27 protein-coding genes are annotated in these 25,579 nt (G+C 65.3%); 9 read left to right on the top strand and 18 right to left on the bottom strand.

All coding sequences use genetic code 11. The annotated features are described in order from the left end of the window. Positions 1 to 53: 53 nt before the first annotated feature. The 6 genes from L0977_RS11655 to L0977_RS11630 all read right to left on the bottom strand — a co-directional run bounded on the left by L0977_RS11655 (position 54) and on the right by L0977_RS11630 (position 4,557). Positions 54 to 551 (bottom strand): hypothetical protein, encoded by a 498-nt coding sequence (locus L0977_RS11655; protein ID WP_234265034.1) that lies wholly within the window; start codon positions 549 to 551, stop codon positions 54 to 56. Between the two features lie 104 nt (positions 552 to 655). Continuing rightward, positions 656 to 1,156: a c-type cytochrome gene (locus tag L0977_RS11650; protein WP_234265033.1), complete on the bottom strand. Its 501-nt coding sequence runs from the start codon at positions 1,154 to 1,156 to the stop codon at positions 656 to 658. Continuing rightward, complete coding sequence (locus tag L0977_RS11645) at positions 1,156 to 1,539, bottom strand: copper-binding protein (RefSeq protein ID WP_234265032.1); 384 nt, start codon at positions 1,537 to 1,539, stop codon at positions 1,156 to 1,158. Before L0977_RS11645 ends, L0977_RS11650 begins: the two co-directional genes overlap by 1 nt. Beyond that, a complete protein-coding gene (locus tag L0977_RS11640; protein WP_234265031.1) occupies positions 1,536 to 2,030 on the bottom strand; it encodes a cupredoxin domain-containing protein in 495 nt (164 codons plus the stop codon). The genes L0977_RS11645 and L0977_RS11640 overlap by 4 nt, the downstream gene beginning before the upstream one ends. Positions 2,031 to 2,098: 68 nt before the next feature. After that, entirely contained in the window at positions 2,099 to 3,487 is a 1,389-nt protein-coding gene (locus tag L0977_RS11635; protein WP_234265030.1) for a multicopper oxidase family protein, read from the bottom strand. A gap of 14 nt (positions 3,488 to 3,501) precedes the next feature. After that, entirely contained in the window at positions 3,502 to 4,557 is a 1,056-nt protein-coding gene (locus L0977_RS11630) for a TolC family protein (RefSeq protein WP_234265029.1), read from the bottom strand. Positions 4,558 to 4,755: 198 nt separating this feature from the next. On the opposite strand from L0977_RS11630, the gene L0977_RS11625 reads away from it, so the two are divergent. Both L0977_RS11625 and L0977_RS11620 read left to right on the top strand, forming a co-directional pair. Beyond that, complete coding sequence (locus L0977_RS11625; RefSeq protein ID WP_234265028.1) at positions 4,756 to 5,442, top strand: heavy metal response regulator transcription factor; 687 nt, start codon at positions 4,756 to 4,758, stop codon at positions 5,440 to 5,442. Continuing rightward, a complete protein-coding gene (locus L0977_RS11620; protein WP_234265027.1) occupies positions 5,442 to 6,830 on the top strand; it encodes a heavy metal sensor histidine kinase in 1,389 nt (462 codons plus the stop codon). The genes L0977_RS11625 and L0977_RS11620 overlap by 1 nt, the downstream gene beginning before the upstream one ends. A gap of 71 nt (positions 6,831 to 6,901) precedes the next feature. On the opposite strand, the gene L0977_RS11615 is transcribed toward L0977_RS11620, so the two are convergent. The 3 genes from L0977_RS11615 to L0977_RS11605 form a co-directional block, all read right to left on the bottom strand. Continuing rightward, entirely contained in the window at positions 6,902 to 7,624 is a 723-nt protein-coding gene (locus tag L0977_RS11615; protein ID WP_234265026.1) for a helix-turn-helix transcriptional regulator, read from the bottom strand. A 34-nt stretch (positions 7,625 to 7,658) separates the two neighbouring features. Next, the gene (locus L0977_RS11610) at positions 7,659 to 8,096 is read right to left on the bottom strand and encodes a hypothetical protein (protein ID WP_234265025.1); all 438 of its coding nucleotides are present in this window, start codon (positions 8,094 to 8,096) and stop codon (positions 7,659 to 7,661) included. A 201-nt stretch (positions 8,097 to 8,297) separates the two neighbouring features. Continuing rightward, positions 8,298 to 8,711 (bottom strand): ACT domain-containing protein, encoded by a 414-nt coding sequence (locus L0977_RS11605; RefSeq protein WP_234265024.1) that lies wholly within the window; start codon positions 8,709 to 8,711, stop codon positions 8,298 to 8,300. Positions 8,712 to 8,977: 266 nt separating this feature from the next. Between L0977_RS11605 and L0977_RS11600 the strand changes: the two genes are divergently transcribed. Beyond that, on the top strand, positions 8,978 to 9,922 hold the full coding sequence (locus L0977_RS11600; protein WP_234265023.1) for a fatty acid desaturase family protein: 945 nt from the start codon (positions 8,978 to 8,980) through the stop codon (positions 9,920 to 9,922). Then, entirely contained in the window at positions 9,922 to 11,181 is a 1,260-nt protein-coding gene (locus L0977_RS11595) for a hypothetical protein (RefSeq protein WP_234265022.1), read from the top strand. The genes L0977_RS11600 and L0977_RS11595 overlap by 1 nt, the downstream gene beginning before the upstream one ends. On the opposite strand, the gene L0977_RS11590 is transcribed toward L0977_RS11595, so the two are convergent. From L0977_RS11590 to pdxR, 4 genes are all read right to left on the bottom strand, one after another. Then, entirely contained in the window at positions 11,113 to 12,120 is a 1,008-nt protein-coding gene (locus L0977_RS11590) for an HTH-type transcriptional regulator ArgP (protein WP_234265021.1), read from the bottom strand. The two genes, L0977_RS11595 and L0977_RS11590, sit on opposite strands and share 69 nt — an antisense overlap. Positions 12,121 to 12,541: 421 nt before the next feature. After that, positions 12,542 to 12,916 carry a hypothetical protein gene (locus tag L0977_RS11585; RefSeq protein ID WP_234265020.1) on the bottom strand — a complete coding sequence of 125 codons (375 nt, stop codon included), beginning with the start codon at positions 12,914 to 12,916 and terminating at the stop codon, positions 12,542 to 12,544. 23 nt (positions 12,917 to 12,939) lie between these two features. Then, complete coding sequence (locus L0977_RS11580) at positions 12,940 to 13,116, bottom strand: AlpA family phage regulatory protein (protein WP_442786631.1); 177 nt, start codon at positions 13,114 to 13,116, stop codon at positions 12,940 to 12,942. 498 nt (positions 13,117 to 13,614) lie between these two features. Continuing rightward, entirely contained in the window at positions 13,615 to 15,117 is a 1,503-nt protein-coding gene (gene pdxR / locus L0977_RS11575; protein WP_234265019.1) for a MocR-like pyridoxine biosynthesis transcription factor PdxR, read from the bottom strand. A 118-nt stretch (positions 15,118 to 15,235) separates the two neighbouring features. Between pdxR and L0977_RS11570 the strand changes: the two genes are divergently transcribed. The 5 genes from L0977_RS11570 (at position 15,236) to L0977_RS11550 (ending at position 19,683) form a co-directional block, all read left to right on the top strand. Next, positions 15,236 to 16,468 carry a benzoate/H(+) symporter BenE family transporter gene (locus tag L0977_RS11570; protein ID WP_234265018.1) on the top strand — a complete coding sequence of 411 codons (1,233 nt, stop codon included), beginning with the start codon at positions 15,236 to 15,238 and terminating at the stop codon, positions 16,466 to 16,468. After that, positions 16,468 to 17,313, top strand: coding sequence for a YggS family pyridoxal phosphate-dependent enzyme (locus L0977_RS11565; RefSeq protein ID WP_234265017.1), 846 nt, complete (start codon positions 16,468 to 16,470; stop codon positions 17,311 to 17,313). The genes L0977_RS11570 and L0977_RS11565 overlap by 1 nt, the downstream gene beginning before the upstream one ends. A gap of 78 nt (positions 17,314 to 17,391) precedes the next feature. Then, positions 17,392 to 18,102: a hypothetical protein gene (locus L0977_RS11560; RefSeq protein ID WP_234265016.1), complete on the top strand. Its 711-nt coding sequence runs from the start codon at positions 17,392 to 17,394 to the stop codon at positions 18,100 to 18,102. Positions 18,103 to 18,229: 127 nt separating this feature from the next. Continuing rightward, positions 18,230 to 18,838: a hypothetical protein gene (locus L0977_RS11555; RefSeq protein WP_234265015.1), complete on the top strand. Its 609-nt coding sequence runs from the start codon at positions 18,230 to 18,232 to the stop codon at positions 18,836 to 18,838. A gap of 155 nt (positions 18,839 to 18,993) precedes the next feature. Then, complete coding sequence (locus L0977_RS11550) at positions 18,994 to 19,683, top strand: SGNH/GDSL hydrolase family protein (protein WP_234265014.1); 690 nt, start codon at positions 18,994 to 18,996, stop codon at positions 19,681 to 19,683. On the opposite strand, the gene opgC is transcribed toward L0977_RS11550, so the two are convergent. The 5 genes from opgC to L0977_RS11525 form a co-directional block, all read right to left on the bottom strand. Further along, positions 19,660 to 20,802 (bottom strand): OpgC domain-containing protein, encoded by a 1,143-nt coding sequence (opgC, locus tag L0977_RS11545; protein ID WP_234265013.1) that lies wholly within the window; start codon positions 20,800 to 20,802, stop codon positions 19,660 to 19,662. The two genes, L0977_RS11550 and opgC, sit on opposite strands and share 24 nt — an antisense overlap. Before the next feature lie 88 nt (positions 20,803 to 20,890). Next, on the bottom strand, positions 20,891 to 22,462 hold the full coding sequence (locus tag L0977_RS11540) for an ATP-binding protein (RefSeq protein ID WP_234265012.1): 1,572 nt from the start codon (positions 22,460 to 22,462) through the stop codon (positions 20,891 to 20,893). 106 nt (positions 22,463 to 22,568) lie between these two features. Continuing rightward, on the bottom strand, positions 22,569 to 23,252 hold the full coding sequence (locus L0977_RS25580) for a general secretion pathway protein GspB (RefSeq protein WP_234265011.1): 684 nt from the start codon (positions 23,250 to 23,252) through the stop codon (positions 22,569 to 22,571). 17 nt (positions 23,253 to 23,269) lie between these two features. Beyond that, entirely contained in the window at positions 23,270 to 24,904 is a 1,635-nt protein-coding gene (locus L0977_RS11530; RefSeq protein ID WP_234265010.1) for an AAA family ATPase, read from the bottom strand. Positions 24,905 to 24,985: 81 nt separating this feature from the next. Then, complete coding sequence (locus L0977_RS11525; protein WP_234265009.1) at positions 24,986 to 25,564, bottom strand: bactofilin family protein; 579 nt, start codon at positions 25,562 to 25,564, stop codon at positions 24,986 to 24,988. Positions 25,565 to 25,579: the final 15 nt, after the last annotated feature.

Below are 25,579 nucleotides of genomic sequence, written 5' to 3'. Positions count from 1 at the left end.
CAATCTCCTGAACTGGATAAGAAAACAGGAACAGCGTCAGAACGTCGGCGCGGTCACTGAGCGCCGGGTTTGGCGGGCGATGGTTGCATGCGCTGCATCATCATTTCCATCATGTTCTGCATCATGTCCATGCGCATCTCCATCATTTGATGACGCTGTGTCAGGTCCGGCGTGGCCGCGCCCGGGGCACCCATCCCCTGCATCCCCGACATGCCAGCCATACCGCCCATGGGCTTCATGGCTTTCATCATGTCCATGCCCTCTTGCATGGCCTTCATGTGCTCGGCCATCAGGGCCTCGCGTTCGGCCGGTGTCTTGGCGGCCGCCATCCTGGTGCGCAGCGCCTGCATCGTGGTCATGTGCTGCTGCATCTGTGGCATTGACGACATGCCCATGGGCATGCCTGCCTGGGGTGTGGCCGGCTGGGTTGCGGTGCTGGTCGCCGAGGTGGACGGGTGGTGCTGGGTGTGGTCGGTGGCTTGCTGCGCCGCGGCGGAGACCGCCGCACCAGCGACGGCCACGGCAAGAAGGCTTCGGATCAAGGTGGACATGTCGATTTCCTTTCGTGACAGAACGCATGGCGAAATGCCATGGGGTCACTCTATTAACCGACCCAGGTCGGCAAGATGACCCGGAGATGACAAAAAAGTCAGGTTCAGCGCGGCGACTGCTGCTGAGCCTGCCGGTTGATGTCGTCGTGGTGGCGTCGTGTCTCTGGCGCCCATTGCGACTTGATCCAGGACAGCACGGCCACAATATCGGCATCGCTGAGCGAATCGCCAAAGGCGGGCATGTTGGTGGCGTAGTCGGGCATGCCGACGGCCTTCGCCACCCCTTCCTTGGTGATGCGAATCAGCACATCGTCCGGGTGGTGCCACGTGTGGCCGCTTGCATCGTGGGGAGGTGCAGGCAAGCGGCCGTCGGCTCCTCGCTCGCGCCAGTTGGCCTGTCCCTGCAGATCCGCCCCATGGCAACTGGCGCATTGCGCCCGGTAGACCTGCTCTCCCCGCTTGAGCACCACCGGGTCATCCGGACGAAGCACCCCCGTCGGGACAGCACCGGGCGAATCGGCGAATCGCCACCAGACCAGGGCCGCAACCGCCGCTGCCAGAGCAAGGCCGGCCGCGGCCCGACGGCGGGAAGGGGAGCGCAGCATCACTTCGCCGGCTGGATGTCGGTCACCGTCATCTGGCCGTTCTCGTTCGCGGCCATGAACAGGATCCTGGCGCCGACCGCGGCTTTGTCCAGAAGGGCCTTGTCCTTGACCACGAACACCATGGTCATGGGTGGCATGTCCATGTGCTTGATGTCACCGTGCTTGATGGTGATCTTGCCGGCGTCCCTGTCGATCTTGCGGACCTCGCCGTCGGTCATGCCGGGCATGGCCGCCATGCCCATTTTTCCGTGGTCCATGTTCATCTGGGCTAGCACCGGGTTGACGGCAAAGGCCGTGAAGGCCAGTGCGCCCGCACTCAAAATCACTCGCAGCTTCATCGTGAATTCCTTTCGTTGAGTGGAGATAACCAGAAGAAGGCTCACTTGGCCGCCACCTTGACCTGACCCTTCATGCCAGCGTCGAAATGCCCCACGTGCAGGCACGCGAAATCCACGGTGCCGGCCTTGGTGAACTGCCAGATGATCTCGCCCTGCTTGCCGGGCGCCAGCGAGATCTTGTTGGGTTCGTCGTGCTCCATGTCGGGGAACTTCTTCATCACCTCGTAGTGCTCCGCCAACTCCTTGGGCGTACCCAGGCTGAACTCGTGTTTGACGCTGTCGGTGTTCTTCAGGACGAAGCGGACGGTTTCACCCCGCTTGACCTGGATGTCCGACGGCTTGAAGCGCATGCCGTTGCTCATGTCGACCTGGATCGTGCGCGTGACCTTGGCGGCGACACCCGGTTTGCCGATGGGTGACTCCTCGTGGTGGCCGCCGCTGTGAGTGCCACCGGCGAAGGCAGCCGACGAGGCCAAAGTGGCCGCAGCGAACGCAAGGCCGGCACGGGAGATGAAGTGGGACTGGAAGGATTTCATGGTTATCTTTGGGTTCTGGTTGTGAAAGCGGTTGAGGGAAAACGGTGGTGAGGCCTGCCACGGCCCTTTCAGTGCGACATGCCTTTGGCGGTGGGTTTGACCACCTTCGCGGCAGCGGGCGTCTTGTCGCTGCTGGCCGCAGGGCGTGGTGTCGGGGGTAGCGCCCCGGTCCATTCGTAGGCCACGGTGCCCTGCGGGAACTTGTAAGGGCCGGGGTCCTTGTAGTCGCCCGGTTTCTGGTCCTTGCGGACCTTGAAGACCGTGAACATGCCGCCCATTTCCAGCGGGCCGAACTGGCCGGTGCCGGTCATCATGGGCGCCGTGTTGTCGGGAATCTGCATCTGCATCTCGCCCATGTCGGCCATGCCTCGTTCGCCCATCAGCATGTAGTCGGGCGCTACCTTCTGGATCTTGCCGACCAGACCCCGGTGGTCCACGCCGATCATGGTCGGCACGTCGTGGCCCATGGCGTTCATGGTGTGGTGGCTCTTGTGGCAGTGCATGGCCCAGTCGCCTTCTTCGTCGGCGATCAGCTCGATCTGGCGCATCTGGCCCACGGCCACGTCGGTGGTGACTTCGTACCAGCGGGCGCTCGGTGGCGTCGGTCCGCCGTCGGTGCCCGTGACCAGAAACTCGTGGCCGTGCAGGTGTATCGGGTGGTTGGTCATGGTGAGGTTGCCCACCCGAATGCGCACGCGGTCGTTCAGGCGCACGTTGAGCGTGTCGATGGCCGGGAACACCCGGCTGTTCCAGCACCAGATGTTGAAGTCCGTCATGGTGTTGACCTTGGGCGTCTTGCTGCCGGGCTCCACATCGAAGGCGTTGAGCAGGAAGCAGAAGTCGCGGTCCACATCACTGATGTGCGGATGCTTGTTTTTGGGATGGGTCACCCACATGCCCATCATGCCCATGGCCATCTGCACCATCTCGTCCGCATGCGGGTGGTACATGAAGGTGCCAGGGCGTCGCGCCTCGAACTCGTAGACGAAGGTCTTGCCCACGGGGATGGCGCGCTGGGTCAGGCCGCCCACACCGTCCATGCCGCTGGGCAGGCGCTGACCGTGCCAGTGGATGGTGGTGTGCTCGGGCAGCTTGTTGGTCACGAAGATGCGCACCCGGTCGCCCTCGACCACCTCGATGGTCGGTCCCGGGCTCTGGCCGTTGTAGCCCCACATGTTGACCTTGAAGCCCGGCGAGACCTCGCGCACCACCGGTTCGGCCACCAGGTGGAATTCCTTGACGCCGTTGTTCATGCGCCAGGGCAAGGTCCAGCCGTTGAGTGTGACCACCGGGTTGTAGGGCCGGCCGGTCTGGGGCACCAGCGGCGGCGCCGTCTCGACCGAGGTCTGGATGACGGGTTCGGGCAAACCCGCCAGGGCGGAACGGGCCACGGCCAGGCCGGCCACGGAGGCGGCGGCACCGGCGAAAAACTGTCGTCTGGAGTGGGTGTTCGTCATGTTCTGGTGTCCTTTCAATGCGCTGCTGCGGCCGGGGCATCGCCACCGGCGCCTCCCAGGCCGACAAAGCTGTCCGGCTCGCCGCCTTGCAGGACCCACTGCAGATCCGCCTCGGCCAGCCAGAAGTCACGCTGCGCGCCGATGGCGTCCACGGTGGCCTGGGACTGGTTGCGCACCTCGTCCAGCAGGTCCCACACGCTCTTGAGCATGCCGTTGTAGTGCAGCACCGTCTCTTCGGTGATGAACTCGCGGGTCTTCAGAATGTCCCCCTGGCTGTCCTGGGCCAAGGCATGGGCCGCCCAGTAGACATTCATGGCCACCTTGGACAGCGCACGGTTGCGCAGACTTTCTGCATCGGGCAGCTGGTTGCGAACAGCATCGGCGCGCTTTTGCAAGTCCGTTGCTGTCAGGGGTTGCGCCGGGATGGCAGGCAGTTGGTCCGGCAGCACAAACCCTTCCTGCAGGCCCGTTTGCCCCATCGTTTTGACGAGATTGGCCTGGGCCTGTGCGGCCGCTTGCTGAGCCCGCCGCAGATTCATGCGTGCGTTGGACGCAGCGAGTTGGACGGGGGAGAGTTGCAGCTTGCTCCAGTTGCCCACCGTCACCATGCGCTGCCCCAGTTCATAGGCCGCCTGTGAGGCTTCGAGCATGTCGCGTTGGTGCTTCAGCACCTGTTGGGCGGCGACAGCTTCAATCCAGGCTTTGCGGCCGGCCGCAGCCACCTCCAGCACCTCACCAGCATCCTCGACGCGCCGTTGCAGACTGGGGTCGAGCTTCGTCCAGCGGCCCTCCGCGATCAGTTGTTCGTTCCTAGGACCCAACCGGGCCAACGCACGCGCCAGATCGCGGTGCACCGCCCAGGCCATGCGAACCGCCGCCTCGGCGGTGGGAATGGCCATGCCGGTGGTTCCGCCGGGCGTCGTGGTGGAGGCAACGGTGTTGGCCTGCTCCCACTTGAGCACGTCGGCATGGCCTCGTTTGAGCGCACCTACCGCGTCGTTGGCTCGGCGCCAGTCGGCCTCCTGTTGTGGGCTGGTGGTCTGCGCGGCAAGCGCGAAGGGAATGCTCAAGAGGCTCGCTGCCAGCACATGGTGGCAGGCCCGATTGAGAAATGAAGTTGTCACTGGTTTCACTCCGTTTGATATGGATCAAGCGGGGCGAATTCTGGAGGTGCCAAGCCGACACTCCCCTGTCGGCCAGATTACAAAAATGTCATGTTTGAGTCGACGGGCCTCAAGGCAGGCACACTCGCGGTCAGGAGAACTCACGTGAAGATTCTGATTGTTGAAGACGAACCCAAAGCGGGTGACTACCTCAGACAGGGTCTGCGCGAAGCGGGCTATTCGGTGGAACTCGTCACCAACGGCGTGGACGGTCTGCACCATGCTTTGGAAGGCGACCACGACCTGGTGATCCTGGATGTGATGCTGCCGGGCATGGACGGGTGGCAGGTGCTACAGAACCTGCGTGCCCAGGGGCGCCAGATGCCAGTGCTCTTCCTCACCGCCCGGGACCAGGTCGAGGACCGCGTCAAGGGGCTGGAACTGGGCGCAGACGACTACCTGGTCAAACCGTTTTCGTTCGCCGAACTACTGGCGCGGGTGCGCACCATCCTGCGCCGAGGCCGATCGGGCATGGAGTCCACCACACTGCAGGTGGCCGACTTGGAACTGGACCTGCTGCGCCGACGCGTGAGCCGATCCGGCAAGCGCATCGACCTCACCGCCAAGGAGTTCGGCCTGCTGGAGCTGCTGATGCGTCGGCAGGGCGAGGTGCTGCCCCGCTCCCTGATCGCGTCCCAGGTCTGGGACATGAACTTCGACAGCGACACCAACGTGATCGAGGTCGCCATGCGCCGCCTGCGGGCCAAGGTGGACGACCCGTTCGAGCCGCGGTTGATACAGACCGTTCGTGGCATGGGGTATGTGCTGGAAGCCCCCGAGGGCGCGCGTTGATGCCGGGGCGGCTCTCGCTCACCGCGCGGCTGACCGCGTTCTATACCCTGGTGTCCGCGGCGGTGTTGGTCGGCATGGGCGTCCTGGTGTCGTTGGCCACCGAGCGGCACTTTGTCGAACTGGATCACGGCTACCTCAAAGACAAGATCGGACTGGTCCAGAAGATCGTCCGGGAGTCGCCTTCGCAGGTCGAACTGTCCGGCCGGCTGGATGAGCTGCTGAACAGCCACCATGGGCTTTTTGTCGATCTGCGACAAGGTGATCGGCTGGTGTATGGACAGGAGGCTGCCAGCTTTCCCAAGGGCCTGCCCACCGCGGACTCGGGGGCCAATCCGGTGGACTGGTCAGTGGGGCCTCAAACGCTCAGAGGGCTGTCGGCTCAGGCCGAGGCCCCTGCGCTGCCCGACGTCGCCTCGCAAGCGACGATGCAGCTCAGGATCGCAGTGGACACGGCACACCATGCGCACTTCCTGCAGGCACTGCGTCAGACGCTGATGCTGTACCTGCTGGGCGCCATCCTGGTCAGTGGCCTGCTGGGCTGGTGGGCGGCGCGCCGAGGGCTGGCGCCGCTGCGGGTGATGAAGGAGCGCGCCATGACCGTCACGGCTCAGAAGCTGGACCAGCGAATGCCGGTGCAAGCGGTGCCGGCGGAGTTCGCCGACCTGGCGCAGAGCCTGAACAACATGCTGGAGCGCCTGCAATCCGACTTCGCGCGGCTGCAGGAGTTTTCCAGCGACCTGGCGCACGAACTGCGTACCCCCATCAACAATCTGCTGACCCAGACCCAGGTGTCACTGGCCCAGAAACGGGATGCGAACGCCTATCAGGACATCCTCGCCTCCAACGCCGAAGAGTTCCAGCGGCTGGCCCGCATGGTGTCCGACATGCTGTTTCTGGCCAAGACGGAACACGGCATCGAATTGCCCAACCCGGAAGCGATATCGCTGGACCAGGAAACACAGGCGCTGTTCGAGTTCTACGATGCGGTGGCTGATGAAAAGCGTATCCGGCTATCACTCACCGGCCAAGCGGTGGTCATGGGCGACCGGCTGATGTTGCGGCGTGCGATCGGCAACCTGCTGTCCAATGCGCTGCGGCACTCACCGACCGATGCCGAGGTGGCGGTGATGATCGAGCAGCAGGGTGCGAACACCACGCTGAGCCTCACCAACCAAGGGGTCACCATTTCGCCCGAGGTGCTGCCGAGGCTGTTCGACCGCTTCTTCCGGGTGGACAAATCACGCAGCCACCCGGACTCCGACGGTGCCGGCCTGGGCTTGTCGATTACCCAAGCCATCATGGCGGCCCATGGCGGTGCCGTGACAGCCAGTTCGAGCAACGGCATCACCACTTTCTGCCTCGTGTTTCCCGGCTCAGTTGCAGGTTGACTGACGCTTGGAATGACCGGTCACATCGATAGCGAACGTTCAACTGGCAAGTTCGAGCGACAGCAGCCAGCCTAAAGGAGTCCATAGAGGCGTGCGACGCGCACCGCAGTGCGCCGATCAGGCGCCCCCAACTTGGCATTGAGCCGCTGGAAGCGGCAGTCGATGGTTTTGGCTTCCAGATTCATGGCCGCGCCGATGACCTTGCTGCTGTGACCGGCGGCCTCGTGGTGCAGGAGTTGCAGGTCGGCGTCTGTGAGGCGCACCCCTTGAAGCATTTCTTCGCGCATAGATTTCGCGATCCAATGATGCAATTCCATGGCGAGCGCGCTTGCCAGCACGCGCATCATGGAGAAATTTTCGCCGTCAAACCTACTGGGGTCCGCTGATCCCAGGCACAGGACGCCCACCCGGGAGAGGCCAACGGGGCTGGGAGCAGGTGCAATCAGGGCTGAGGTGAAGCCATGCTGTGCCGCTGCGTGGGTGAAATTGACTTCCTCATTCGATGAGCAGGCCAATTCGCTGGAACGGATGGGTTCCGCATTGCTCGATGCATACCGTAACCAGGGGTCGTGTTCGAACCAACGGTTCGACGCGTATTCCGCCGCCCATGCCGGGTCGCACGCCCACATAGACCGAAAGGAGGTTCGGGTTGCATCATCCCGGAGGCAGCTCAAGAAGACGCCCTCGTCGGCACCCAGGCCGGCAACAACCTCGTGAAAGAGCAATAGCACTTCGCCAGAAGAGCTGACGTCTGCGATCAGAGGTAGCAGCTGTAAAACGCGCACATCGTCCATGCTGTCGCACCTTTGCGAAGCGTGCCTGTTGGATTCAGCACCTGGCAGTAAATGCTTCATGGCCTTCGCGCACCAGCTTGCTGAACAGCAGCCCATCTCCAAACCGCAGGGGCTCAACCGCACACCAGAACTCGAAGCTCTTCACGTCACGAAACACCATCGTCTGTACCAGTCGCATACCCGCACCTTGACGTTGGGTGCGCTCCATCAGCAGACCGAAGTTTGTAGTGCGCAGCAGGAAAGTCACAGCGCCATCGGCTGAGACCAGCAACGAGTCGCCCGTCGCAGCAAGTGCAGTTTTGTGACCAGCAGTCAACGCAGCCGAGTCAGCGCGTTTGACTACAAGCGCCGAACGCTTTGAGCCCAAAGGGCGAGCAGGCTCGTCGATGGGGTCTATGCGGCGTTTGACCGAGGGTCGAGCCAACACGGCGCGTGCTGACTGGATCACCACGGGAGTCTGAAGCTTGCTCATCCCCACTCCTACAGGTCGGGTTGACCGACAGGCCACGCAGTGCAGGCACCGCGTGACCCACGCATCAAGTCTCAACTGACTGGATAGAGGGGAGGGTAGACAAGCGCAACGCGCGATGTCAAAGGAAATCCGGTCAGGGCGACCAAATCTGCAGCTAGGTCAGTCGCGCTAAACGACGAAAGACATATCGCACGCTGATCGTCAAATCACCGCTGGTGCGCTGCTTTGGCTCAAAGCCTCAAGCAAAGAAAACGCATCATCGGCTCGGTCCACCGGGATGAACAGGTGGTCGTGGTGGAAGGCTGCGACCGCGTTGCAGGGGATGCCCGCGTTGGCCAATGCCGAGGAGATCATGGCTAGGAACCCGATGGCCTCCAACGACGAGTGCACGGTTAGCGTGATGAGTTTGGCTTCGAAGATGTAGGGCACTTTGGCTCGAACGGCTTGAGAGCGCTCTACGATGGCTGTCAAACCTTCTGACTCCCTGAAGGTGCAGATGGGGGAGAGGTCGACGGGGAGGCTGTGATCCTCGAAGGTGCAGTAAACGTAGGTCTCTGGCCGAAGGTCAGGGGCCATCAATTGCTGCAGCCGAAGTTGGTCTTTTTCTCCGCTCATCCGATGTCCTCCTGCACAGGGCAATGGTGTTGGCTTTCGGCGTTGATTATGGGCGGCTGGCGTTCGTCCGGCGCGTGCACAAGTGCGCAGGCACGACGCTGAATGGGTCGGTTTAGCTGAATTGACGCGACGCCAAAGTTCCTAAACATAGGCACTCAACCGGGATCTGCTGCTACCGTCTGGCGCAGCCCGGAACAGACTCTCGCCATCTATTGCTTTGACCGCCGGGCACCACACGGCAAAGCACAGTGAGAAGGAGTGTCCACATGGCACCGACTTCCGAAGTCCTCGCGGACATGGCCGATCTTCGCAGTCAGCTGAGTCAGCAGGGTAGTGCGTACAGCGAGTTGTTCAAGCTGCGACCTGGGCAAGTGCTGCTCGACATTGCATTCGATTGGGCGCTGATCCTGGGAGCCGTTGCTGCTGTCGTGTGGCTCGGTGCAGTGCTTGTGCCGTTGTCCGTGCTGGTGATCTCCATTCGGCAAAGGGCACTGGGTAACATCCTGCACGACGCGGGTCACCGGAACATCTGGCGAAACAAGCATCAGAACGACTTCACCGCCCGGGTGCTGTTGGCGCCACTGCTGTTCGCCAGCCTCTCCCGATATCGGGAAACACATTTCCAGCACCACCTGGAGTTGGGCCGCAAGCAAGGTGATCCTGACCTGATACCAGGGCAGGATCATCTGCCAACTTTCTGGGTGGTCAGCTACGCCAGGTGCTTGCTGTCATGGCCCACCTGGCTAGGCTCACTGGGAGGTCATCTGCTCGCGAAGGAGGTTACTTTGCGGAGCAAGGCCTTCATCATTGGATGGTGGGCGAGCTTCGTCGGAGGGCTGGCCATGTTGGGCGGTGGCGACTTTGCGTTGGCTTTTGTAGTGCTGTGGCTGCTCTCGCGGGCCACGCTTTTTCACTGCATCACCACCTTTCGCGAGATGTGCGATCACTTTGGGCTGCAGCCAGGTGGGGTGTTTGGCTTCACCCGTGACATGGTCTGTCACGGACCCTGGCGCTGGACCATTCATCCGCGCAACAACGGCTACCATCTCACCCATCATTTGTTGCCAGCAGTTCCGTACTACCGACTTCCGGAAGCTCACACACTGCTGAGTCAGTTGACCCTGTTCGAGGATCGATCACACGTCTGCCGCGCCTACTTCGGCTCAGCGGATGCAGTGACGACAGAATGGCAGAGCAGGGCAGCAACGTGATGAATCGCGTCCTGAACAGCTTCCAGATCGCGGCGTTGTTGGTGTCGGCCAGCTACGGCATCGGCTTTTTGTTTGGATCTGGAGAACTGGCCCTGACACACGGGATGGCAGGAAGCATCTACGGCATGGCCACCGGGTTCGGCATGCTCGCACTCGCGCTGGTGGCACAGCCGTTGTGGAGGTCTGGTTTGTCAGTGTGGGACTTGTTTGGGCGAGCGTACGGCCTGCAACTGCGCGGTTTGGTTGCGGCGCTGTCTGTGGTGTGGATGGCGGGTGTGCTCGCCGCACAGATTCATGGCGGTGTGGCTGTTGCTCGCTTGCTGGGAGTGCCCGATCCGTATGGACTGTTCATCGTGCTGAGCCTGATCTACGTCGCGGCTCAAATGAGTCTTCGCATCGCTTCGAGTGTGTTCGCCGGATGCCTCCTGTTGAGCGGGGTGGTTCTTGTGTACACCCTTGTGGCGGCAGACGGGCTGGCACTCTACCGGGAGGCAGTGCCTAGATTTGTGCAGGATCTGGATACCTTCAGTCCGACCCAACTGGGCTCCATGTCGCTCGCTGTCGGCCTTCTGGTCATCACAGGAGCCGACTACCACCAGTTTGTGATGTCCGGTCGAACAGCCCGGAGCGCTATGGTCGGATGCACCATGGCTGGACTCGCTCTGATTCTCATTGGGCTTTTGCCGGCAGCTGTTGTAGTGGCAATGCAATCAAGCGGTGCGCTGGTGAACATGCCAGACGGCAAACAGGTCATTCCGTGGGTGTTGTCTCAAGCTGTGGGCAATCTCGCGTGGGGACTGGGGGCTGCCATGTTGGTGGCCCTGTCCCTTGCAGCGTTGGGTTCGGGGGCGGCGATTCTGCGGGCGATGGCCTCTGCGATGAGCACGACTCAGTCAGGTGTCAGTCGGCCAAGGCTTGTCTCGGCCGCAGCCCTCATCATCGGGGCTGCGCTTGCCTCACGGGACCAGGGCATCGTCGAGACCATGGTGTCGGTCAACATCATTTACCTGGCCAGCGTCGGCGTCTGCTTCATTGCCCTGCTGTCAGGCATCAGTCTGACCCCTCAACGTGCCAGGGCCACCATGGTCACGGGGCTTGTCGTGTCTGGATGCGTTTATGTGGCCAGTTGGTTTGGCCTTTTTGCACCGCAGGCTGCTGACGCCTCCTCGCTGGTTGCCGGCCTTGCTGTATCACTGAGTGTTGCAGTCGGCTTTGGCATTGTGGGCGGTCACCACAGGGTTGACGTGACGAAGTCTTGATGCTGAGTCGCCCGGCCCAGCTATCACCACTGGCGTCTCGACTTCGCTTGTAACCAGTTCTCGGTGAGCCACCTTGACGATCAACGCAGTGACGTCGTGGGCCAATGGCGGTTCGAGCTCCCAGTGGTGCCAGTACAGATCGACCATGACGCTGTGGTTGGGACACAGATCTAGGAGCCGTCCGCTTTCGACCAGAGGTTGGGCCTGAGTGCTTGGGATCAGTCCATAACCTGCCCCAATCGCCACACCCTCCAGCAAGGCCACAGGGGAAGGCAAAAAGTGTTTTGCGTACCGGTCAATCGAAAAACCGAACCGGCTTTTCAGGAAGTCGTCATGCAGGGAGTCTTTTCGATTGAAGAGGACTGCGGGTGCGGCGAGAACCGCAGGCACGGTCAATCCGTCTGGGAAGGCTCGTGCCGCGAATTCAGGCGTCGCGTAGCAGCGGTACTCCATGGCACCCAGACATTCGGCAGCGAAACCGTCTGCCGCTTTCGCACTTGTGGAGATGCACCCGATGACTTCGCCACGGGATAGCAGCTGTGATGTGTGATCCTGGTCATCAGCAACCACCTCCAACGCAACCAACTGGCTCAACAGCAGTTCTTTTAAAACCTCCGGAAACCAAGTGGCCAAGGAGTCTGCATTCACTGCAATGGACAGCGGAACAGGGGCGTGGAGTTTTGGCTGAGGCGCCAGAGCCTGCAGGGCAGACCCTTCCATGACTCTTAGTGCCTTCACGTGCCGCAGCAGAACTTCACCCGCAGGAGTCGGTGATACGGGCCGTTCACGAAGCACGAGTACCGTGGACAACGATTCTTCCAATGCCTTGATGCGCTGAGATACGGCACCCCGCGTGATGCTCAATGCAGTTGCTGCCTTTTCAAAGCTCTGCTGCTCAATCACCACCGCAAAAGTTTCCAACTGATCACGATCCAGCATGGGTATCTCCCGATGTCTGGCTGACGCGGTTGCCAACCTGCGCTATTTAATTGGTCAATCGAAAAATGTGTCGATAGTTTTCGGGTGTCAATCGCTTCCGAGGAGTTACAGGCGGTATCGATAATTTGCACTTCAAGGAGGTGAGACAGATTTCTGCAAGACAGAAATTACACATGGTTGCCGTGCGGACTGAATCGCTTGGAGGAATGTGGCACCCTCGAAATGGCAAAAACGGAGATGACCTATGTGGCTGCTGGTTGCTCACGAACCTAGACAAGATGCCCCCCAATGGTCGGGCAGGAGGAGTCTTGCTGCTTTGGACGCTCTGGCCTGGCCCGTGGCCGCCGTTCTCCTGATTTCCCTTTCGAACCTGCAACTTGGGATCGTCGGCCCAGTGTTGATAGCGGCAGTTCTTTTGCTGTCAGTTTTCCGGCTTCGTCGAGCCATCTGGCTGAACCACCGTTACCGCTTCAGCACCTGGCGATGGGGTGGGGTAGTTCTCGGACTGATGATGTTGGGGGCGGTATTGAAAATGCTCGCTTGAAGACATAGCCAGACGTGGAACGATGATCCCAAAACGCGCAGGATCGTGAAGCCACTCCAATGTGTTGCGCCAGATCTTCCGGCGCCAAGGTCTGGGCTGTGCCCAAGGGAATGCGTATCGGGTGCGAAAGATGCCAGTGGCATCGCGCTCCAGAATGATCATGAGCATGTCGGCGCGCTTGGCGTCGGAATCGTGGATGACCAGATCACCTGGCCTCCACTGTGTAGTGTTCGGCTCGTGAATCAGGCCCATGTCTTGATCCCATTTCGAATTGGTCAATGGGGCACGGTGGGCCGAGTCTGACTCCAAGAATCAATATCAGTGCTTCGCCACGCAATGGCGCGCGCAGCAAGCCGCACCGGACTGGGAAACTCATGGCTCGCCATCAAGCGATAGATCGTTGAGCGACCAAGACCCGTGATCTTCATCACCGTGCGGATGCGCAGGAGCACGGCTGCTGGTGTGTCGATATGATCTGCAGAGTGATGGAGGTGGCGGAGCTGCACGACGTGTCTCCCGGTTGAAGTAACGCCTTCACTGTGAGACCAATAGGCTTCAGTCGCCTTGCTGGATTCAGTCCTAAATCGTGCATCGGTATCCACCTGTCAGTGCGAGCCGAGCGATTCCTGGGCAAGGAAGGTTGTGATACCGTCAACCCACTCTGGGGTACCGTCTTTTCCTTTCGCAAAGAGCACCTGGTACCGTCATCGTGCCACAGAAAATGCCACTTTCGTATTCAAATCGCTGCGGCGAACCGTCAATGACTGAGATCGACAGCAATGAGCTTTGTGAAGGACTCTCGAAGACGACGGTAGATTTGTCGGTATCGAGCGTTTTCTCGGCCATCACGCAACGCGCTTTTCCTCTGAGGCGCGACCGGCTATTGACAATAGAGTGGGAATGATTCAGTCCTCGTAAGGTCTCAGCTTTTGCCGCGCGGCCCCGCCTGCTCATGGGCAGCAGGCCCGCAGCACGCTCGCCAGCTTTTTGACGGCGGACTCCTGCTCGTGGGGGGCGTGGGCGGCGAAGCCCATGAGGAATCCGGCTTCGTGCGGGCTCGACGCGTGCAGCGGCGTCAACCCCAGCAGGTCGATGCCAGCCCGGCGGGCGGCAGCCACGGCTTCGTGTTCGACGATGTGGCGCACGAAGATGCAAGGCATCTGCAGGCCGCCTGCGGGCACGCGCGGTTCGACGATGTCGGGCAGGTGCTCGCGCAGCTGCCGTGCCAGCACGTCGCGCCGTTCGGCGTACACGGCGCGCATGGTGCGAATGTGGGCACCGTAGTGGCCCCCTTCGATGAAACGCGCCAGCGTCAGCTGCGGGATCGGCGCGCTGTGCCCGTCGAGCAGGGTGCGGGCCACGGTCATCGGTGCCACCAGGGACGGTGGCAGCACCATGTAGGCGATGCGCAGCCCTGGAAACAGCGATTTGGTGAAGGTGCCAATGTAGATCGTGCGGTCGTGCGGATCCAGGCCCTGCACGCAGGCGGTGGGTTTGCCCGCGTAGTGGAACTCGCTGTCGTAGTCGTCCTCGATGACCCAGCCTTGGCGCTGACGGGCCCATTCGATGAGCGCCAGGCGCCGCTCCAGCGCCAGCGTGACGCCGGTGGGGAACTGGTGCGAGGGCGTCAGGAACACCGCCGGGGAGGCGCCGCCGGGTGGGGGCGCTGCATCGAACAGCGGCTCCACCTGCAGGCCGTCGCCGTCCACGGGCACCGGTACGCACACCAGTCCGGCCGCGTCGAAGGCCTTGCGCGCACCGTGGTAGGCCGGGTCTTCCATGAAGATGCGGTCTCCGGCGTCGAGCAGCACCTGGGCGCACAAGGCCAGGGCCTGTTGCGAACTGGTTAGCACCAGCACGCGGTCGGCGGTGGCGCGTGCGCCGCGTTCGAGGTTGACGTAGTCGGCGATCGCCCGCCGCAGCGCCTCCATGCCCTGTGGCGGGCTGTGCAGCAGGGCTTGGCTGCCGTGCGTCTTCAGCACCTGCCGTTGCAGGCGCTCCCAGGTGGCCAGCGGAAAAGCGCGGGTGTCGGGCACACCCGGTGCAAAAGGGCGGGGCGCCAGGAAATCGCGCACCCCGCCGCCGTCGAACAAATGGCTGCCGCGCTGGCTCAGGCGCGGTGTCGTGGGGGTGGCGGCAGTGCCGAGTCGCCGTGGCTCGCCTCGTGTTGCCAGGCGCTGGGTGCGGCCTGACACGTAGCTGCCGCTGCCGACGCGCCGCTCGATGAAGCCTTCGGCGTGCAACTGGCTGTAGGCGGCCTCCACCGTGTCGCGCGACACGCCCAGCGATCGGGCAAGGGACCGCGATGCGGGCAAAGGGCGGCCCACGTCGAGTGCGCCGTCGAGGATCAACTGGCGGATTGCGCGCTGCACCCGTGCGTGCAGCGGCAACGCCCCTTGCGCCGGATCAGCGACCCAGGCTTTGACGGATTCGAGTGCGGCGTGTTTGAACAATTGGCTGGTATCTGATCAAAAAAATGGAGGGGAAAACCAGACCATTCTAGGACTACAAACGGGCTTCACCCTCCCTTTTGCCCCCTTCGACACATTTGTCAGGAAGGCCCGTCCGGCCATGCCATCCACCTCCTCATCGCTTCGCTGGCGCGATCTCACACATCCCGTCGTGGCCGGCCTGATTTCGGTCATCGTCAACTACGGCGGCACCTTCATCCTGGTGTTCCAGGCCGCGAAGGTGGCTGGTCTCAGTCCGGAGCTGACGGCGTCCTGGGTGTGGTCGGTATCGATCGGTGTCGGCGTGACGGGCATCGTGCTCAGTGGGCTGTCGCGCGAGCCGATCATCACCGCGTGGTCGACACCGGCCGCGGCTTTTCTGGTCACGGCACTGGCGACCACCCCGTATGCCGAAGCGGTGGGGGCCTACATGGTGTCGGCCGCCGCCTTCGTGCTGCTGGGGCTGTCGGGCTGGTTCGACCGTGTCATCCGGCTGATTCCACCGGGCGTGGCCGCCGGCCTGCTGGCCGGCATCCTGCTGCCTTTCGGCATCGGGGCCTTTGGCGGGATGAGTCTGGACCCTTGGCTCGCCGGTCTGCTGATCCTGTCTTACGGGGCCTTCAAACGCGTGTTCGCGCGTTATGCGGTGGTGGGCATCCTGGTGCTGGGCCTGGCCTTTCTGCTGCTGCAGGACCGTGTTGATCTCCAGGGCCTGAGCCTGACGCTGGCCCGGCCGGTGTTCACGATGCCGGTGTTTTCGGGCCAGGCCTTGCTGAGCGTCGCGCTGCCGCTGTTCCTGATCACGCTGACCGGCCAGTACATGCCCGGCATGCTGGTGTTGCGCAACGACGGTTTCCGCAGCAGCGCCAACCCGATCGTTGCGGTGACCGGCTTCGGCTCGCTGCTGATGGCGCCGTTCGGCTCCCACGCCTTCAACATCGCCGCCATCACGGCCGCGATCTGCACCGGCCGCGAGGCGCACGAGGATCCGTCCAGACGCTGGATCGCGGGCATCGCCGCCGGGGTTTTCTACATCCTTGTCGGTGTCTTCGGGGTGACGCTGGCGGCGGTGTTCATGGCGTTCCCGTCGACCTTCATCACCACGCTGGCCGGTCTGGCGCTGCTGGGCACCATCGGCGGCAGCCTGGCCGCTGCGTTGGCCGATGCCCGCACGCGCGAGGCCTCGCTGATCACCTTTTTGGCCGCCGCCGCGAACATCCAGTTGCTGGGCGTGGGCGGCGCGTTCTGGGGGCTGGTGATCGGCCTGTCGGCGCATGCCTTGCTCAACGGGCGCTGGCCGCAGCGGCGGCCGATCACGCCGCCCGTGGCCCCGACCGAAAGGCGGGCGGGCTGATGGACGCGCCGCTTTCGACGCCCACCGGGCACGACCGGCATGGGCGCTATCCCCAGGTCGTCACCGTCGAGGATGTGCAGCGCAACCTGGTCGCGGTGCGTTCGCGCATCGCTGCGGCCAGCCGGCGGGTCGGCCGCGATCCGGCCGGTGTGCGCCTGTTGCCGGTCAGCAAAACCCAGCCGGAGAGCCGCCTGCGCCTGGCGTATGCGACGGGCTGCCAACTGCTGGGCGAAAACAAGGTCCAGGAAGCGCACCTCAAATGGCAGGCACTGCAGGACCTGGCCGACCTGCGCTGGTCTGTCATCGGTCACTTGCAGACCAACAAGGCCAAGCTCGTGGCGCGCTTTGCTTCGGAGTTCCAGGCGCTCGACAGCCTGCGGCTGGCCGAAACCCTCGATCGCTGTTTGCAGCGCGAAGGGCGGGCGCTGGACGTGTTCGTGCAGGTCAACACCTCTGGCGAAACCAGCAAATACGGCCTCGCGCCCGAGGCGGTGGCGGCTTTTCTCCAGGCCCTGCCGGCATTCGGGGCCTTGCGTGTGCGCGGGCTGATGACGCTTGCGGTGTTTTCCAGCGACGCCGCGCGTGTGCGCCGGTGCTTTCGGCTGCTGCACGGTTTGCGCGAACGCCTGCGGCAGAGCGCGCCGGCCGGCATCGGGCTCGACGAGCTGTCGATGGGCATGTCGGGCGACTTGGAGATCGCGGTGGAAGAGGGCGCCACCGTCGTGCGGGTTGGCCAGGCCATCTTTGGTGCGCGCGCGTTGCCGGACAGCCATTTCTGGCCCGGAGAAGCCGGCGGCGGCCCGTCGCTGTCTGGAGACACGCTACCTGGCGGGGTTTTTGCATAATGCCGCTCGCCTGGCCCGGCGCGGGGCCAAAGCGTTTCGCCGTTCGATCCGGCATCCCGAAATAGAGGCATCCTCCCCATGCGGCTTGTTCAGGTCCCGATGTCGATAGGCAGCAATTGCCGGCCGCATTTCCAGATCGGCCGCTACATGGGCCAGGCTTTCCCGCACTACCAGCCGCCGCCGTTTTTCTTTGACAAGCTCGGGGCCGGTGACCTGCCCGGGGTGATCAGCCTGGTGGAGCGGGACTTCCGGTTGGCGCGCGAGGACCTCTACGTTTTCGAGGGCGGTGGCCAGTTCGTGCCCCGCGACCGCGCGTCGGGCATGGCCTTCCTGCACGATTTCGGTTGCCCCAACCGCCTCTGGGACGATCGCGACGCTTGCGAGGCGGCGATGCTCAGTGAGTGCGAAGCGTCCCTGGCCAAGTACCAGGGTCTCGCGGAAAACACCCGCCGCGTCCTGGCGGGACCACTGCAGGTGGCGCTGGTGTACCTGGGCACGGCCACGCGCGACGGTTTTCTGGCGCTCAAAAGCGTGCTTCGCGAACGCTACGGCAAGGATTTCCTGATTTTGAACGTGCTGGAACAGAATCTGCGCCATCTGGCCGTGACCGACGGCACCGTGGTGCCGGTTTTCGTCAACGACGCCGAAAGCCCCAAGCGCCACACCCCGCAGGAATGGCAAGGCTGGGACGCTTCGTGGGCCGCGGCCCTGTCGTGCCTGCCGCTGGACGGGGTGCCCTCTTGCCCGTTGGCGGCTTCGGCGGAGCCGGTGACCGCAGACCCTGTGTGAGAATGCCTTCGCCCCGGGAGCCAGAACCCGGCGGCGTTTTCTCGCGAAGGAGACCACCATGGACCGCATCAGGGTCCCGCTTTCGATAGGCCGCGACTGCCGTCCACGGTTCCAGATTGACCGTTTCATGACCGCGCATTTCGCGGGCTACCAGCCGGAATCGTATTTTTTCGATCACCTCATGAAGGGGGGGCTGCCCGGTGTGGCCAACTTCATCGAGAGGGATTTCCAGCTCGGCCCGGACGACGTGGCGCTCGACGAAGTCGGAGGGCAGTTCATCCCGCGCGACCGGGCTTCGGGCATGGCCTTTCTGCACGACTTCGGCTGCATGCACAAGCTGTGGGACGACCGCGCGGCGGGTGAGGCCGCGCTCGCGGCGGCCATGCCGGACTCGCTGGCGAAGTTTGCCCACCTGGGGCAGAAGACCCGCGCCTTGCTCGCGGGCGCCGCCGAGGTGGTGCTGATCTACCTGGGCCCTGGCACCGAAGCCGATTTCCGGCGCCTGCAGCAGGTGCTCGCCACCCGCTACCGCAAGCACTTCCTGCTGGTGAACGTGCTGCAGCAGGGCGAAGATGCCCCCGCGGTGACCGACGGGTCGGTACTCAACCTGTGGGTCAACGACCGCGAAGGCCCCAAGATCGGCACCCCACAGGCCTGGACCGGCAACGACGACTCGTGGGACGCCGCGCTCTCGCGCATTCCGTTCGACCGCATGTCCCGCGCCGCCTTCGCCTGATCGCGCCAGCCCACGGGCAGGCCTTGGGCGGTGTCATACTTCCGGCTCGGCCGCGCCTTTGCGTGGTCTTTTTTGTGTCCCATGCGCCGCCATCGCCCGTTGCCCTCCGTCCTGTCGACGACCGTGTTGTTCTCTGACCTGGCGGAGCACCGGTCATGAGCCGGCCTTCAGGGCTTTCCCGGCGGCAGTGGCTGCTCTGGGCGGCGGCGGGGCTGCCGGTCGGCGCCAAGGCGGGTCAGACGCCGGCCGAGCGGCGCTGGAAATCCGATCTCGATGCCTTTGCCGATGCCGACCAGCTCTGGCCCCCACCAGCGGGGTGCCTGCTGTTCATCGGCAGTTCGACGATCCGCATGTGGAACGGCCTGGAGTGGGCCTTTCCCGCCGTGCCCCAGGTGGTCAAACGGGGCTTTGGCGGTGGGCGCCTGGCCGACTGTGCCGACCTGGTGCCGCGTCTGGTGCTGCCCTACGAACCCCGGCAGGTGGTGCTCTACGCGGGCGACAACGACCTGTCCGAAGGGGCCAGTCCGCAGGCGGTGGTCGGGCACTGCGCGCGCTTCGTGCAGCAGACCCGGACCGGCCTGCCGGGTGTGCCCATCGCCTTTGTGTCGGTCAAGCCTAGCCCGTCCCGTCTGGGCATCCTGCCGGCGGTGCGCGAAACCAATGCGCTGCTTCGCCAGTGGGCGACGCAGACGCCAGGCTTCGAGGTCATCGATGTGTTCACCCCCATGGTGGATGCCGGTGGCCTGCCGCGGCGCGAGCTGTTCCTGCCCGACATGCTGCACCTCAACGCGGCCGGCTACGCGCTGTGGCAGTCGGTCATCTCACCGCACCTGCGCACCACCTGAGGCCATGCGCCACGGCCGGACCACGCCGCGGTCGCGCCATTCGGCCAGCCAGGCCACCAGCAGCAACGCCACCAGCGACCCCGCCAGCAGCAGGGCGTCGAGCCAGTACGGGCGCCAGACCTGGGTCGAGCCGAAGGTGGCGAGCGTGAACAGCGCCAGCACCAGGTGCGAGCAGAACACCAGCAGCGAATGCCGCCCCATCAGCTCCAACGGCCACGGGCGCGGCAGGTGGCGGTGGATCCAGGGCGCCAGGGCGGTCAGCACCACGAACAGGCTGGCGAAGTTCAAGACCCGTGCCGGTCCGAGCGCCCATTTGTCCAGCAGGAAGGCCACGGCCGGCCAGCCGGGAAGGGGCGCCTGGCCGGCGACATGGCGCCAGACCAGCATGCCCAGCGCGTAGGCGGCGGCCGGGCCCAACACCCACCAGGGCCAGCGGGGCAGCGGCGTCTGGCGCATGCCCAGGGCCAGGCCGGCAACCCAGAGCCCTTGCCAGGCCAGGCCATGGAAGGCGCCCATGTCCTTGTAGGGCACGGGCCACTGGGCGGTGCTGGTCCAGAGGCCGTAGACCCAGCGCCCGAGGCCCCATTGTTCGGCCAGCCAGAGCAGCGCGCTCACCAGCAGCACGGGTTGCCAGCCGAAGCGGGCCGCCAGACCCAGCACCACCGGGCTGAGCAGCATCAGGCCCACGTAGAGCGGCAGGATGTCCAGCAGGGGTGGGTTGTGCAGCAGCAGCATGGCCCCGAGCACCGCGTTTCCCCGGTCGATGAAATAGAACTCCAGCAGCCCGGTGGCGCCCCCTTGCTGGTTGCGCACGCCCAGCCAGGCGATCACGGTGAAGGCCAGGGCGACCAGCGCCATGTGGCACAGATAGAGTTTCCAGGCGCGGGCGAAAAAGGCCGCCTGCATGGCCGCCACGCCTTGGCGCCGCCCCCGCGTGCCGTAGACCCGCCCGGCCATGAAGGCCGACAGGAAGACGAAGCCCTCGGCCGCCGAGACGAAGCCGAACGGCTGCCCCAGGGGCAGCGAGAAGCGGGTCGGCATGTGGGTCAGCGTCATCAGCACGAGCAGGAGGCCACGCAGGGCGTCCAGCTCCCAGAGACGGCGTGCGGCTTGAGGCATCGGCGGTCGCGAAAGGAACCCGCCATGATAGCTGGGGAAAACCCGCAGACGGGCATGCCCGGGATGGCCCCGGGTGGTGCGACCCGCCTCAGGGTTGCTGCAGGCGGGGTTCTCCCAGGTCGATCACCCCCATCAACCGGACGAAGATGGTGGGCGTGGCCCGGCCGTCGACCGGCAAGCCCTCGTGCCGCTGGAAGGCCTCGATCCGCTCCGCCAGGGTCTGCCCGCCCGGCAACTGCCGGGCCTGTTGCCGCCGCTGCAACTGCTGGTTGAGCCAGCGTCCGGCCGCGTCGTTGGCGGCGGCCGTGTAGACGCGGCTGGTCTGTCCAGGCGGCAGGCGCCACAGCGTGGCGTAGCTGCCGGTCCACTCGGCGTTCAACTGGGCGGTGTTGATCGACCATTGCCGCCCGGAGGAGGCGAGCAGAATCTGGTCGCCCTGGATGCCTTCAAGGCGGACCCAGCGGGCGACGTCGCCCTGCCGCAGCAGCAGCAGACCGGGGCGGTTGATGGCCTGGAGATCCTTGAACGCCAGTTTGTTGGCACGGTAGCACTGCAGGCGCTGAGTCAGCGCATCGTCGCAGGGCTGCGCCAGGGCCAGCTTGGCGCCCCAGCGTTGCCCGAGGGCGACCCAGCCTTCTTCCAACTGGTCCGTGAGGCTGGGCAGCAGCACACCATCCGATGCCGCACCGGTGTCTGCCCGGGTTTCGGTGGCACTGGCGGCAATGCGGGTGGCTCCGGCGACCGGGGGCGGCGGCGCAGGGCGCGGGGTGTCCTCCACCGGAATGGGCGGCGGAGCAGCGGGGGGCGCCGATGCAGAGGCCGATGCCGGGTCGGGCAGGGCGGGGGCGGCCAGGGTTTGTACCGTCGGTGGCGGGCGCAGCAAGGCCGTGGCGGCCACCACCAGAACCACCAGGGCGGCGCCTGCGAACAGCCAGCGCCGCTGACGCACGGCCCACGCGCGCCAGACGGCAGCGGGGCTGGGGGGCCGCGTGCGGCCCGGGTTGGCCGGGGGGAAGCCTGGCGCGGGTGCGTCGTCGAAGGCGCCCGGTGGGCAGGTGTCGGGCCAGGGCAGTTCTGCGGCCGCGGCTTCTTCTTCCAGGTGCAGCTCGCCCACCATGGCCGCGGTCACCGGTTGCAGCGCCGTCTGCTCCAGGGTCTTGCGCAGGGCGGGCTCACCGATCAGCACGATCCGCAGCGGGACCGCGCCGTCGGCGTCCGGGGCATTGAGGGCCACCAGTTGCCGCAGCACGAAGAACGGGGCCTGGTGTGCCTGGGTGACGATCAGCAGCGCCGGACGCCCTTTGGCGCGGCTCTGGCCCAGCGAACGCCGCAGCAGGTCCTGCATCAGGGCCACGGGATGGTCGCCGGACGACAGCGTCACGCGAAAGGCCTGGCAGAGCAGTTGCATGAACCGGGTCAGCGTCTGCCGCGGTTGCTGCACCCAGGCGGTGCGCGCCGGGCCGTTGAAACGGTCCCAGAGGCGCTGCGCCAGCGCCTGGGCGGTATCAGGCTGGTCGCTGGTCAGCAGGTACAGGCCTGCGGTGGACTCCACGGCGGCCATGAAGTCCTGGAAATCGTCTCGTTGCTCGGAGGTCAGGCCGGCTTGTTCTGAGTCTTGTCCACCCGCACCCTGGGGGGCGGGGGATGATGTGCTGTCCATGGGGAGCCTGGCCGTTTGTCAAGAGGGTGGGCGCAAAGGCTGCGATGTTAGTACCAATGGCTGTGGATAAATCACGAATCAGCGGGCCCGGAGAGGGCTTTTTTTATCAATGCCGCAGGCTGAAGCGCTCCTGGCCCCGGCGGAAGATGGCGGTCTGGCGGCCGATCACCTCCAGCGTCACGCCCGGCGCGACTTCCTGGCCTTCCTGCACCATCTGGCCATTGACGATCAGGGTGCGCGAATGCGGGTTTTCCGACCAGGTGGAGCCGGAGATGCGCAGGCCACTGGCCGACGCGGACACCGGCTCGGGGGCTGGCGCCGCTGCGGCCGGTGGCGGCGCCGACGCACCGGCGGGTGGTGTGGGGCGTGGGGTGGGCGTGGCCTGATCCGGCGCGCTGGCCGCCGTGGCCGGTGGTGGTTCGGGCTTTTCGGCGGTCGCTGGCGCGGGGTTGAGGATGGGGCGGGGCCGCAGGCTGCCGGCGGCGGTGGCTTTGCTGGCGGCCGGCGTGGCCGGTGGCGTTGTGTCCGGCGCCATCGAGGGCGCAGCGGAACTCCCGGCGACCGCAACGGGTTCCGGAGCCGGTACGGGTGTGTGCGTCGGTGACCAGGCTCGCCAGAGCAGCGCGCCGCCCACCAGCAGGGTGGCGGCTGCGGCCAGCCCGATCCCGCGCCAGCGGCGTGCGGGTCGCTGGCTGGTGAGGGTCACCGGCGACTGGCTGTGCAGACCGGGCACCTGGCCCAGGTCGCGTTCGGCGTCCGCGCGTTTGAGCGCATCAAGAATGTAGGACACGGTGTGCGGACTTTCTCTCAGGCGGGGCCCAGCCGGGGTTCGTCGACGCCGGCGGCCCGGTTGATCTGCATCAGGGTGACGGGGCCGGCCAGGCCATCGGCGGGAATGCCCCGGCGGGTCTGGAAAGCCTGGAGCCGGGCCTGGGGCGTGTCGCCCGCGGTCTCGCCGCGCTGCTGCAGGCGGTCGAGCTGGGCCTCCAGCCAGGGGGCCGCGGGGCCGCGCCAGCCATCGACCAGGCGCCCGGTCTGGCCCGGGGGCAAGCGCCAGAGTGTGGCGTATTCCCCCTGCCACACGGCGGCGAGCGAGGCGGCCGGCACGCGCCAGCGGCGCTCGCCCGCCTGCAGCAGCACATCGTCAGGCGACGCCCCCACCAGCAGCACCCAGGCGGCGGCCTGGCCGGCGGGGCGCAGGGTGAGGATGGCCGGGCGGTCCAGCGCCTGCAGGCCGTGCGCGGTCATGCGCGGGGTCCGGTAGCACTGCAACTGCTGCTGCAGGGCGGCGGCGCAGGGGTTGTCGGCGGGAATGTCTTGCCCCCACTGGCGGGCCAGTGCCTGCCAGGCAGCGTCTTCCGACGGCAGGGCTTCACCGGTCGCGGGCAGGCCGGTCTGAACCGGCTGGGGCACCTGGGCCGCCGCGGTCGGCGCCGCCGGCAGAACGCCGGCATCGGGCGACGTGGCAGCGAATTCGGACCTGGCCGGGGCCGGCTGGGCCCAGGGCTGCCAGAAGGCCAGCACACCGGCTGCACCCAGCGCGGTGCCCGCCAGGCCCCAGGCCAGCGGCCACCAGCGGTCCCGCGCGGCGGAGCGGGGTTCAGCCGCGGCCGGGGCCGGGTCGCCCGTCACCTCGCGCGCGGCGCGTTCGATCACCTCGTCGCCGATCTGGCGCAGGCCGTTGCCATAGGCACCCAGCAGGGCGCGGTCGCACAGCAGGTTGATGCGGCGCGGCACGCCACCGGTCAGCGTGTGGATGCGCCGCAAGGCGGCGGCGGTGAACGGGCCTTCACCCTGCAGGCCGGCCACCTGCAGCCGGTGCTGCACGTAGCGCGCGGTCTCGTCGGCGGTGAGCGCGCCGAGGTGGAAGCGCGCGATCACGCGCTGGGCCAGTTGCTCCAGCTCGGGCCGCGCCAGCAGTTCGCGCAGTTCGGGTTGGCCGATCAGCACGATCTGCAGCAGCTTGCGTTCGCTGGTTTCCAGGTTGGTGAGCAGGCGCAACTGCTCCAGCACGTCGGGGGCGAGGTTCTGTGCCTCGTCGATGATCAGCACGGCCTGCTTGCCGGCCGCGTGGGCCTGCAGCAAAAAGGCGTTGAGCCGGTCCACCGGCGTCTTCACGCCGGGGGCGGGCGGGGCATCGGCGGCGCTGGTGTCGACGCCGAATTCCTCGCACACCGTCTGCAGCAGCTCGTGCACCGTCAGGCGCGGATTGAAGATGTAGGCCACCTGGCAGGTGGCGGGCATCTGTTCGAGGAAGGCGCGGCAGACGGTGGTCTTGCCAGCGCCGATTTCGCCCGTCAGCAGCACGAAGCCGCCACCGCCCTGCACGCCATAGAGCAGGTGCGCAAGCGCCTCGCGGTGGCGCTCGCTCAGATACAGGTAACGGGGGTCCGGCGCAATCGAAAACGGCGTCTGCCGCAGGCCGAAAAAAGAGGCGTACATGGCCCGGAGCATACCGGGCCGACACCGGGGGCACCAGCCAGGCGCTCAGGCGCCGGCCGGTGCGGGTGGCTCCCGGCGCGGTCAGGCCGCCAGGGCCATGGCGGGTTTGGCGGCGCTGCTGCTGGCGCCGGCCTTGGTGGCGGCGGCGCACTCGATGTCGCCCGAGAGCTGGCCGCCTTCTTCGATCACCACCTTGCCGTAGCGGATCTTGCCGGTGACCTTGCCGGTGGCGTGGATCACCAGCTTCTGGCGCACGGTGAGGTTGCCTTCGAGCGAGCCGTGGATTTCGGCGATGTCGACCTCGGCCGAGCCCTTGAAGGCGCCCTGTTCGGCGATCTGGATCACGCGCGAATCCATGGTCGCCTCGACCAGACCTTCGACGAACAGCGTGTCGCAGTCGGTGATCTCCACGCCCTTGAGCTTGATGTTCGGCCCGACGGTGAGCTTGCTGCCGTTTTCGCCGGGGGGGGCGACGGGCGCGGAGGCCGACGTGGACGCAGCGGCCACGGCTGCCGAGGCGCTGCTGTCGCTGGTCCGGCTGGTCACGCTCGACGACGTGCTGCTGGTCGAGCCCGCGCCGTAGCGCGACGGATACGGGTTGTTGCCCGTGCTGTTGAGAGGGGTGTTGTCGGACTCGCGTTTGCCGAAGTGCAGTGCCATGAAGCCTCCTGTAAA

It is taken from the genome of Hydrogenophaga sp. NFH-34 (genome assembly GCF_021401345.1).
GTDB lineage: Bacteria > Pseudomonadota > Gammaproteobacteria > Burkholderiales > Burkholderiaceae_C > Hydrogenophaga > Hydrogenophaga electricum.
This window is presented reverse-complemented; position numbering and strand designations above follow the sequence as displayed.